Annotated in this window: 1 protein-coding gene; it reads left to right on the plus strand. The window is 60.1% G+C overall.

The annotated features are described in order from the left end of the window. Positions 1-7: 7 nt before the first annotated feature. Positions 8-13,051, plus strand: coding sequence for an autotransporter-associated beta strand repeat-containing protein (locus tag ETAA8_RS10490; RefSeq protein WP_202921738.1), 13,044 nt, complete (start codon positions 8-10; stop codon positions 13,049-13,051). Positions 13,052-13,073: the final 22 nt, after the last annotated feature.

Raw genomic sequence — 13,073 nt, forward strand, 5'->3', positions numbered from 1 at the left:
ACAACGGTTGAAAACCAAACAACGCCACCAGCGTCGAGTGTTTCTTGAGGCGCTCGAAGACCGGCGGTTGTTGGCGCTCATTGCCTCCGATGGCTTTGAGGATTACACCGCCGGAGCACAGCTGGAGAGCAGCGCCGGCGTGGGGCTTAACGGCGGTACTGGGTGGACAGAGGCCTGGAATGTGGCTGATGCGAGTCGAACCGGCGTGACTGTTGTCAGTGGCGGACTCTCTTACGCTGGAGGCGGCCTGAGCATCCAGGGCGGCACACAGGCGATGCAGTATGTAGCGACAGAGACAAGCGTAACGCAATTCATTTCACGAGCGATTCCCGCAGAGTCGGGAACCGTGTATTTGAGCTTTCTCTATAACAACACCGTCAATGCGGACGGAACTGATGACTTTCTTCAAGTTGGCTTCGATTCGGGGGCATTGCCTAACCCACGCGTGAGTGCGATTGATGAGAACAACTTGTTTACCGCTCGTTCCGGCACGAGCACCTCCGGCGCCTCAAACATTTCCTCCACCACGAATACGACCTATCTGCTTGTCCTCAAGGCAGAAAAAGTCAGCACGTCGACGACGTACAATCGGGTGAGCTTGTTCGTCAATCCGACGACCACGAGCGAACCGGTAACCCCGTCGGCGGTAACGACCACTAACGGTGGCCTCGGCTCGGCCGCTTTCCTTGCATTCCGCAAGGCGCGGCTGGAAATTGGTGACACGTTCTTGTTCGATGAACTCCGCGTCGGCACAAGCTATGCCGATGTGGTGAACAACACGTCGGTCCAATTGGATGGCGCAAATCTTACGATCAGCGACATAAATTCCACCGGACTGGACAACCAGTTTTCGGTCAGCCGCAGCGGCAACATCCTCAGCGTTTCCGACACGAATCACGGGTTTCGTAGCCCACCCGCTGGCGGCACGCTCTCGGCCGACAACAAGACGGTGATGTTCGACCTGAGTGTTACCACGATCAATACGATTACCGTTAATAGCTCGGGCGGAAACGACACCGTAGCCATTAGCGAATTCGACGGCACGGCCGTCGGCGTGACAGATTTGACAATCAACACTGGTGCCGGCACGGACACAGTGAACATCAACGGCGCAATCACGGTGTCGGGCGCTGTCAACGTGACCACGGTCAATGTGAATTCGCTGGCTGCGGCGACGGTCTCCACCGGAACCGGCCTGACCATTACGAACACCGGCACGTCCAGCACGTTGGCTGGCGTAATTAGCGGTAGCGGTGCACCGCTGACCAAGTCCGGCCCTGGCACCGTTACGCTGACCAATGCCAACACCTACTCCGGCGCGACCGCCGTCAACGGCGGCACGCTGCTGGTGGATGGCTCTCTCGCAGCCGCTAGCGCGGTGATGGTCACTAGCGGGACTACGTTGGGTGGCACCGGCACCGTGAACGGCCCGATCAGCGTTGCTACGGGGGGCATACTTGCTCCCGGCACCAGCCCCGGCACGCTGAATGTAGCTGGCGTCACGTTCACCAGCGGCTCGAACTACAACGTCGAAATTACCGGCAATTCTGCGGCCCTGTACGACCGCCTGAACAATACGGGTACGGTCGCCCTAGGCGCGGGAGATGCCACGCTAAACTTGAGCGGCGCATATCTGCCGGTTCCCGGCGATTGGTTCACCATCGTCCAAGGCACGGTTACAGGCCAGTTTGCCGGCCTGCCGGACGGTTCCCTGCTGTTCTTCAACGGCCAGCCACTGACGATTGTCTATTCGAGCGCTGTTCTCGCTTTCGACGCCACGCCCACGATCGAGGGGACCGCTGGCAGCGATGGTTTTGAGATATCCCTTGATGCTTCCGGCAACGTTGTCGTGACGAATGGCGCGGTAACGATCATGACCGCGCCGCTGGCCAACTTGACCAGCCTGACCATCAACGGCGGCGATGGCGACGACACGCTGACCATCGACTACACCGGCCCCGGTGGCGAGTTCGCCTTGCCGATTACCTTCAATGGACAAAATCAGGCTAGCCCCAATCCCGGCGATGCGCTGGCCATCGTCGGCGGCGCGTTTGCCACTGCCACGTTTAACTACATCAACGCCAACAACGGCAGTATCAATCTCGACGGCACGATGATTACCTATACCGGCCTGGAGCCGCTCGCATTCAGCGGCACGGCCGACAATATGATCTTTAACTTGCCGGTCACCCACGATCAGGCTGTGCTCGAAGACGACGGTACAGCTAGCAACGGCATGTCGCGCCTGCGCAGCGCCAACAGCACCTTTGAGGTGACCACCTTCGCCAATCCTGGCGTGAGCCTCACGATCAACGCCGGTAACGGCAACGACACGATCAGCATCGCTGTCGATTTTGACTCTGGCACGGGTGCAGGTGAGTTCGCCGCGTCGCTGGTCATTAATGGCGATGTCGGAACTGATATCGTCCGCCTGCTGTCAGTGCTCGGCCTGGGCTCGGCCACTGCGGCGGGCAACCTCACGATCACCGCGGAAGATATTGTCCTTGCCGCGAACATCAGCACCGACGGCAGCGTTGCCACGGCTGCTGGCAACGTGCAGTTGAACGGGCGCATTTATCAAGATGCCTCGTTGACCATCGACACCGACGGCCCAGCTGGCGACGGCAGTATCGTTTTCAACGGACCTCTCTTTGCCACAGACTCTGCCAGCAACTCGCTGAACCTGAATGCCGGCACATTGGGCGACATCGATTTTCTGGGCACCGTCAGCGGCACCACCTTCGTCGAAGCCGGCGGAGTGATCTCGGGTGAAGCCGAACGCTATACCAACCGCTCGATCCTCAGCAGCGGAGGGGTGTGGAAGATCGCCCCCACCGAGGTGCTGCCAGGAGACGGCGCGGTAAGCATCGCCAACCCGACGGGAGGCCAATTCATGCAGGCATTGCCCGATTCGACCAGCGTCGGTGGAGCCAGCGCTTCTGGATTGCAGCGCACCAACCCCGGGCTCTTATACCGGATGAACATTACGACCCCGGGCGTTTATCGCCTGTTTTTGCGATCCGAAACCGACACGCCCACCGGCAATGCAGACTCAATTTACGTTGATCTGGTCGAGTTCATGAACGGCGCGGGAGGCGTGGCCGATTGGTACGCCACACCTACCGCCAGCGCCGATCAAAACTTTAATAGTGGAAACATTTGGCAAGGGAGCGGTGCATTTGAGGCCACCGCGCCGAGCACGGCTACCCCGATGACCTGGAACATCACGACGCCGGGCATTTACACCTTGCGGATCGTGCCACGCGAGGATGGCGCGGCAGTTGACAAGTTCATCTTCCAACACACCTCCGTCGCTCTCCCCACTGGCGCCGGAACTGCTGAGTCAATGGTCGTCGGGCCCAATCTGAATATCATCAGTGCCCACGACGTAACTGCCAACTCGTCGATCGCGGCCCAAAGCGTGATTCAGGCGGCTGGAACTGGCACGACCATGCTCTCCGGCCTGGTTGCGGCAAGCGGCGCGGCGGGGATCGACTTGACCGGCACCAATTTCACTATCACAGGCGGCCTTTCCGCCACCAACGGCCCGATTTCCATCGATCACTCGGGCGCTAACTCGCTGGATATCAATACGGGTGCGATTACCACCGGCGCTGCCGGCCTGACAGTATCCTCCGCGACTGCTTCAACAACGGGTGCCATTTTCAGCACGATTAGTGGCACCGGCGGTGTCACCAAGGACGGCCCTGGCGCGCTGATCCTCAGTGGCAACAACGACTACACCGGCACGACCACCGTCTCCGCAGGCACGTTGCTGGTTAGCGGCAGCACGGATGCAGCGAGTGCTGTAACTGTGGCCGGTGGTGCGACGCTCGGTGGCAACGGCATAGTCAACGGCAGCGTTGATGCGGCGGAGACAGGTATCTCGACGCTTGCCCCCGGTGCCAATGGTGTGGGCAAATTGACGCTGGGAAGCACCATTACCTTTGATAGCGACGCCGTCTTCGTGGTCGATATCAATGGCTCGGGGATAGCCGGGACGGACTACGATCAACTGGTCGTCAATGGCGTTGCAACACTGGCCAACGCGCCGCTGGTGCTCAATACAACAGCAGCCCCAACTACGGGCAGCACTCTCACCATTCTCGACGCGACCTCGATTACTGGTCGCTTCACTCACAATGGCCGCGTGTTGGAAGAAGGGGATACCTTTCACGAAGACGGTGTGAACTACACCATCAGCTATGTCGGCGGCGACGTCACGCTGACGGAAGCGGGCGCAACACCCGGCATCAATGGCACCACAGGTATTGATGCCTTTACAATTCGAAAGAACGGCACCAACATCGCAGTGCTACTGGGGGGCACGGTCGTTTACGCAGCTCCAAGTCCGACGAATCTATTTATCAACGGCCTCGCTGAAGCCGACACGCTGACTGTGGACTACGCCTTCGGTGGCAATTTCACGACGCCCATCTCATTCGACGGTGGCGATCCGGTCGTGGCACCAGGCGACAAATTGGTCATCAACGGTGGCACTTTCGCGACCGCGATCTTCAATTTCACTGACGGCAACTCCGGCAACGTCGATCTTGGCGGCGGCCAGGTCATCAGCTATGCGGGCCTCGAACCGGTGGACATGACTGGCTCGACAATCACCAGCCTGGTGTTCAATCTGCCTGATACCGATGAATTGGTTGACGATATTTCAACACTCGGCATTTCCGGCAGCGACTTCGTCCTCACTAGCACCAACGGTGAACATGAGTTAACGACCGTGAGCACCGCTGGTGTTATCAGCCTTGCCATTAATGGACGGCAAGGTGACGATTCAATCACGGTTCTGGCGAGTTTCTCCACCTATACCGGTTCGCTCGCGATCGATGGCGGCTTGCAGAATGACACCATCGTTATCGACGCTGCCCTCAACCTGGGTGATGGTGCCGGCGCTTCGACTGGCGCGCTCTCTTTGACCGCAAACACGGTCGACATCAACGCTGCCATTAGCACGGCCAACGAAGGTGCTACGGGCACGATTACTTTGGGCGGCGACACCGTTCGCACTACTTCTAACATCAGTACGGACGGCGCTGCGGTTTCGATCGCGGCCACGACTGGCTTCATCCTCGATGGAACCGTGACGATCGCCACGGAACTTGGCGGCAACAACAACGCGGGCAGCGTGAGCCTGACTGGGCCGGTTTCAGGCAATGCCGCCGGTCGCGATTTGATCATCAGTACCAACGTAATCGGAGCAGTTGCCTTTAACGGTGGCGCAGTTTCGTTGCCGGTATTCGGCAGCGCTGGCGGGGGTTCATTCATCAATGACCTGACGATCAACACCAGTGGAGGCACGGCAGGCGGCATCGCTGGCGTGTTGACGTTGACTGGTAATGTCACCTTGGCAAGTAGTAACGGATCAGGCGACCCCGCTGTTTTCACTTACAGGGGATCGGACGTGGCGATCGCCAACTCCCTCACGATCGACACCGAGAACGGGGCTAACGGCATCCCGGGCACCGTGGATTTTGGTACGAACAGTAACGTGTTTGCCTCTGCTGCCGGCGCTACCCTAACCATCAATGTCAATTCCGGTGGAGGGCCGGGAGGGAACATCATTGTCGGAACCATCGACAACAATGGGGGCGCGAACAACTTCCTTGGTGGTTTAACGGTGAACACGGCGGGCACCAGTAGTCAAAGTGGCGAAATGCGGTTGTACGGTGACGTGCTAGTCGACGGCGCCATTAGCCTCAGTCGTCGCACCGTTTCGATGCTTAGTGGCCTTATTCGGATCGACTCGAAGCAGTCGGCAACGGGTCCTGGAAATCCTATTACGTTGGGTGGCGCAGGTTATGCGCAAGTATCAGGCGCAGATTTTACTGTTGATTCGTCAACATCTGCAGCCGGGCAGAACGGCGGCACACTGACGATTGCCGACGCAGGATTAGATACTGCGGGTTACCCTGGGCAGTTTTTGAATGACGTGACATTTATCACATCCGGTGGCATCGGCGGGGCAGCAGGCACTACGACATTCCAGCATCAGGCAATCAATCTGAATGATAACGGCGTTTCAGATCCGGCAAGCTTGGCCGTTATCGGCGGTGGCAACATTATTTTTAGTGCTTCAGGCTTTACGGCTATCGTCATCGATACTCAGAGTGGCACGGATGGTCCCGGCGGATCCGTCGATTTTGGCACTTCGGTGATCTCAAGCAGTGGGTCAGTTCGGGACCTGTCAATTAATACCAGTGCTGGGAGCGGCAGTGGCTTGAATGGCGGCTCGGTTGTATTGGGAACTATCAGCAATTCGGGCGGCGGCCAGTTCTTCAACGACATAACCATAACTTCAAGCGGAGACGGCGCTGGCGCTGCAGGAACTGTAACTCTCGGCGGCAACATCTCTCTCGACAACAATGGCACTGGTGACCCTGCCTCGTTTACGGTCACCGGCGGTGGCAACATCATCCTCGGCGTAGCGGCAGCTTCGACAATTACGATTGACATCGAGAGCGGCAACTCCACCGGTGTGACGGATGTTGGTGGTGTTAACTTCGGCACTTCAGCTGTTTCAGCGACGAATGTGAATGTAAATCTTGCAATCGATACTTCTAATGTTGGTACGTCATCGGTTGGCGGTAATGTCACGCTCGCCGGCTTTAACAGTGCTGGAGGCAATCTAGTCAACGACCTGACGATTACTGCTGACGCGAACGGTACGCGTGGTGACGTCTCGTTCACCACTGCTGCGGTGAACCTGGCGAGTGGATTGAATGTGGCGATCGCGGATGAAATTTCGCAGAGTGCAGCCGCGCCCATTACCACCGTGAGCAGCGTGAGCATGACGGCACGCAACACCGTGTCGCTCAATGCCAATGTGAATGCTGGTGCGTCCACCATTTCTATCAGTGCCAACCAGGATGGTGCCGGGTCAGAGGGATTCACTCAGGCGAGTGGCACGAGCATCGTCACTACCAATGCGACCGCAACGGCACTTGTGGTGCGGGTGAATACAGCTGCTGGTGGCACCGGGGGCGCGGCGTTGGGTTTGCTGGAAGTGGGCGCTGCCCCCGGTCAGATCACGGTGAACACTACTTCGACAGCCGGAAGCGGGGGGGCCATCATCGATAACAACGCTGGTGTTCTGAACCTATCGGGCGGCGATGCGGCACTCTTGGCGTCCGGCGGAATTGGTTCCGCCGATGCGATTGAGATGAATCTGACGAATGTCGGCTTCAACAACTCGACTGCGGGGGATGTGCGCCTGACGGAGTTGGTAGGCACCGGCGGATTCGTGGTGAATGCGGTCGTCGGAGTAGCGACCTCGGCGAACACCGGTGGCGCAGCCTTTCTAATCGCGAGTAGTCCGATTACGTTCGCTGTGAACACCTCGGCCACCAACATCACGGCCCAGGCGTTGGAATCAGCCGCGACAAATACGGACAACATTACAGTGAACAGCGGCGTTACCGTCACCGCGACGACGGGCAACGTGCTGTTTGAAGCTGGTGACCGGATCGTGATTCAGAGCACCGGCCTGGTCACTGCTACTCTTGGCAACGTCACGTTTGATTCAGGCTTCTCTGATACTGACAACGATGGCTTGATGGACCTCAGCGGTGGTGTCTCGGCCGTTGCGGGCACGGTGACGCTCGACCTGAACGCCGAAGCTGGTCCCACGAGCAACGCTACTCAGACCGCCACCAGCACGATCACTTCGGTCACCTTGTCGTTGCTAACCACAGGTGGTGGCACCGGCGTGTTCGACCTCGATGCGCCGACAACCAACAACGTCAGCAACCTGATTGCGAATGTCGGTGGAGAGGTCGAGTATCGCGATGCCAATAGTTTAACCTTGGGCACCGGCGGGAATGGCATTACTACTTCGAACGACGATGCGACGATCTGCGTAATCGCTGGCAATCTGACGCTCAGCGACAACGTGAACCTGGGAAGCGGCACGCTCCGGCTTCAGACCGACGCCGTCGGCAGTGGGATTAGCCAATCGGCCGGCACAATTACGGCCAGTGCGTTGGGCCTCCGCTCTGGCACGGGAGGCATCAACTTGCCCACCGCCACCAACGATGTCGATACACTGGCTGGCACTACCACCGGCAGCTTCACCTTCCAGGACGCTGACGGCTTTACGATTGGAACTGTCGGGATCGACGGTTGTTTCACGCCCGGGGTTACGGGTACTTCAAGCGGCGATCTGGAATTGTGTGTGCTGACGGGCGACATCACGATCAGCGATAACATTGCCGCTGGTGGCAACACAGTTCGCCTGCAGGCATCTACCGGCAATGTCGTTGAGACTTTGGCCGCGACGATCACGGCCGGGACGCTGGGCGTGCGTGCAGGTGGTGGCAATGTCACCTTGGACAACAGCAATGATGTCGATAACCTCGCCGCATTTGCGAGCGGAAACGTCAGCGTCGTCAACGTCGGTGGCGTGATTATTGGCACCGTGGGCGCGGGGCCTTGCTTCACCGCTACGACGGGCGTGAGCACGACTGCCGGAACCATCAGCGTCATCAACAACACGAGCGGCAATATCACGATTAGCCAGGCGGTCTCGGCCGGCGGAGCAAACAGCGTCACGCTCGATGCCAATGGAGCCACTGCCGATCTGCTCGTGAATGCGTCGGTCAACTCGGCGGGTGGTGCGATCAGCCTGACAGCCGACAACGACGTGTCGTTCAATGCGACCGGCGACGTGGCAAGCAACAACGGAGCCATCACAATCACCGGCGACGCGGGCGTACCGGTTGGAGGTGCCGTGACGATGGATCCAGATACGGCCATCGATTCGGGTACCGGAACTATTCACGTTTCCGCGACCGGCAACATTACTTTGGGCGATCTGACGACAACCAATGCCACGCTCTTGGCAGTCACCATCACCAGTACTGCGGGTGGTGTTGTCGATGCCGGTGCGGACGTCGATACCGAAATTACTGCGAACGCTGCCGGCTCGCGCGTCACGATCATTGCTGCTACCGGCATCGGAGCTACTAACGCGATTGAGACGGAAGTTGCTTCGCTCGATGCCAGCGTTACTGCAGCCGGCAACATTCTGATCGTGGAAGTCAGCAGCATCGACCTGTTCGATATCGATACGGCCGCCGGCTCGATCACGATTCAATCCGGCGGGACGATGACGGCGACGGACGTGCAGTCGAATACAGACTCCGACACAAACGACATCACTCTCACGACGACTGCGGGTGGGATTGGCGTGGGAACGATCGCGGCGGGTGTGGCCGGTGATGTGTTCCTGACAGCGGCCACTGCGATTACCGATCTCGATGCCACGAACCCGGATATCACAGCTGACGATTTGGTCCTTCTCAGTACCACAGGTGTCGGTACGTTGGCCGATCCGCTGGAAACAGTTAGCTCAAATCTCGAGGCGGTTGGCGGCACCGGTGGCGTGTTCATTGCCAACTCGGGCGACCTGACGGTCGGTGGAATTGACGCACTGGTGATAGGCGTGAGTGCCACGGGAACCGGCATTGCGATCAGCACGATTGGCAACCTGGACGTGAGCGAAGACGTAATCGCCAGCGGCGCAGCTGCGGATGTGATGCTTTCCACCGTGGATCAGCTGGCCCTCACTCAAAACTTGACCGTGAACAGCGGGGTTACGGTGCAATCGACGGGTGGCAGTGTGACGCTCAATGCGGGAGACGCGTTGGAGGTGGAGGCTGGGGGCAGCGTATCGGCTGGCACGTTCCTCACGCTCAACGTTGACCAAGGTGGGGTCGATCCTCTCAATGGTGCGACGGTTAATTTGTTCGGTTCGCTCACCGCCGCGAATGGCGATGTCACGGTCAACACTGGCAACGAGGCCGATACGGTGACGGTGTCGGGCACGGTTAGTGCGCTGGCAGGGAACATTGTGGTGAATCTGGGGACCGGCAACGACGTCTTCACCAGTGCCACGAATGGCACGACCGTCATTAACGCGGGCGCGGGAACCTTCACGATCAACGCCGGTGACGGCAACGACACCATCACGACCGGCGACGCCACCTTTGCCGCGGCGATCACGGCGAGCCTGACGAACCTCAACGGTAACGATGGGACCAATCCACTCAGCGATGGCAACGACACGTTCAATGTCCGGCCGCTCAGCACGACTCCGTTCGCGGTGCGCGGCGAACGGCCGCATCTGGTGCCGGTCGGCGACACATTGAACCTCGACTTCAGCACGATCGGCATGACGATTCCCACCTTGACGGTCGGCGCGGTCAACGGCGGTGGCTGGAGCTTCACACCCTCGATGCTACTGCCGGTGAACTACAGCAGCATCGAGAAGGTGGTCACCACGCCGGCCGCCTCGGTCTACAACCTGATCATCCTGATGGACGACACGCTGCAACCGCTGGCCGATCGCCTCAAGAACAGCATCAACGGCGCCGCCGACGATGTGATCGACGTGCAGCGGATCGGCCCCACCGACTTGCAAGTGGAGGTGAATGGCGAGCAGGTCTTCCGCGGTGCCGACGCGGCGATCCGCACGCTGCAGATCCTGGGTTCGAACGACCAGGGAGACACGCTGCGAGTGAATGAAGATGCCATGCTCGGCCTGCCGCTCTTCGCAGGCGTACTCGGCGCGACGGCGGTGGCCGGTGGCCACGTCAGCCCGACGTTCACCAACCTGACTTCGCTGGCTGCGGTCCCCTTCCACTTCGATGGCGGCAACAACAGTGCGGGTGGCCCAGATGCTGCCGAGTTGTACCTGGTCGCCAGCCACGCGGTGGTCTCGACCTCCGATAATCTGGATTCTACCCACAGTGGTAACATCGGCGTTGGTGCCGGGCCGCTCGCATTTGGCACCCCACGGTTCGCGCTCTCGTTCGAGAATGTGGAGCCGATCTTATTCGTCGGAGCGGGTGGCTCGCTGACCAGCGACGCCAGCAGTTCCCCCGATAGCGACGTCACCAGCCTGACCATCAGTGATGCGGGGAGCACTTCGCTGATCGCAGCCAACCTCGGCAGTCTCACGTATGCCCCGACCACCTTCAGCGGCTTCAACTCGCTGGTGGTCCGCAGTGGTGGCGGAGCCGACACGATCGACCTCGTCGCGATCGATACGACCCCCGCCAACGGGGTTGTGCTCGACACCAGCGTGCTCCTCGATGCCGATAATCAACTCAGCACCGATCTTAGTGCCGACAACATCATCGTTCGCAGTCTCCCCGCGCTCTCGGGTGTGGCCACGCTGCTGGGTGGTCAGGGGAGCGACACCTTCAGGCTCACCGACGACCTCGACGACATTGCCGGCCCGGTGGAGGTGGACGGGGAAGGCCTCAACGTGGCGAACAATAACGACCAGTTGTTCCTCAACGATAGTGGCGACATGACGGCCGACCCGAACGTGCTGATTACCGCAGTCGTAGACACCGCCGACTACGTGGTGACGGGAGTCAACGCCAGCGGGGTGACGTTCCGCAACATCGACAGCTTCGATTACACGGGAACGCAAGGGGGCGATACAATCGACGCCCGCTTCCGCCAGAATACGACGGACCCGCACGACTTGAACACCGTAGCGCTGCGTGGCTCTGGCGGTGCCGATCAGTTCCTGCTCTACACGTCGAACCAGCGCGGCGGGGTCGATCCGGAAGGTTTGGTCACGTCGCCAGTCACCAGTGGCGTGGGGACGATCAGCCTGTATGGCGATGCGGGGAACGATATCTTCGGTCAAACGCCCGATTTGAGCGATCTGGACGACACCGGCGCGATGGACGTGGGCCTGCTCGTGCCCGCCACGACGCGGATGATTCGTCCGACCATCGCCGCGACCGCGGGGGGAAGCACCATCTTCATCGACGGTGGCGACCCGGTACCGCTGGTGAATCAGGTCGGCGATACGGTAGGCGATGTGCTGAACCTCGACGTCTCGGGGGTGCCGAACAACACGGCGATGATCGTGGGAGCCGGTTCGTCGGGGAATGTCCTCAGTGCCAACACGGCCCCCTTCAGTTGGGTCAGCATCGAAGACATCAATCTGGTCGACAACGGCAAGCTGACGGGCGTGCAGATCGGCGACGTGTTCGGCCGCGGGACCACGGGGAACGACCTGATGCAGATCTCGGCCAATGCCACGGCCGCGCTTCCGCATCAGGTGCGGGTGCGCATCGGCGGCGCGATCATGAACTACAACGTGCCGGGCAAGGCCGTGCTGTACGGCGGCAACGGAGTCGACACGATGTCGCAGACCACGGCCAAGATCCCGGCCGTGTTCTATGGCGAAGCGGGCAACGATTCGCTGGCGGGGGGCTCGAACAACGACTGGCTGGTGGGTGGCGACGGGAACGATCAGATCACAGGTGGCGAAGGCCAGAACGTGATCTGGGGGGATAACGCGCCGACGAATCCGGGCGACCCGACCCCGCAAGACTTCCAAGGGGCGAACGACGGTAACGACACGATCAGTTCGGGCAACGGAGCCGACGTGATCTATGCCGGCGGTGGCCACGACGTGGTGAACTCCGGTGGGGGCAACGACTACATCCATGCCGGGGCTGGTAACGACAGCGTCGATGCCGGGGCCGGAGACGACCGGGTGTATGGCTACAGCGGCAACGATACGCTGCAAGGCAACACCGGCAACGATCTGCTGTCGGGCGGCGACGGCAACGATTGGCTGTTGGGAAGCGCGGGCAACGACGTGCTGATCGGTGGCACAGGTGCAGACACGCTCAATGGTGGCGACGGCAACGATCTACTAATCACCGGCGGATTGGCCGGCGGTGCCGAGAACAGCACCTGGACTTCGGCTCCCAACACGATGACCTATGCGGCGAACACCTACAGCGACCCAATGGATAACGACGCAGCCCTGCTCGCACTCCTGACGGCCTGGCAGGGGAACTCCAACGCCGCTGCACCACCGCCCGAAGTGCTTGCCCTGCTCCCCATCATCGCGCCCGACGGCTCCGACGACGACGCCTGGGGCGGCAACGGCAGCGACCTCTTCAGCTGGGACGCCGCCGACATGGCCGACGAATCCCTCACCGCCCCCGGCCCCAACGACTTCAACAACCCCGCCACAGGACCAGACGTCCGACTGATCTAATCAGAATGACCGCCTGCCACGC

It is taken from the genome of Anatilimnocola aggregata, assembly GCF_007747655.1.
GTDB lineage: Bacteria > Planctomycetota > Planctomycetia > Pirellulales > Pirellulaceae > Anatilimnocola > Anatilimnocola aggregata.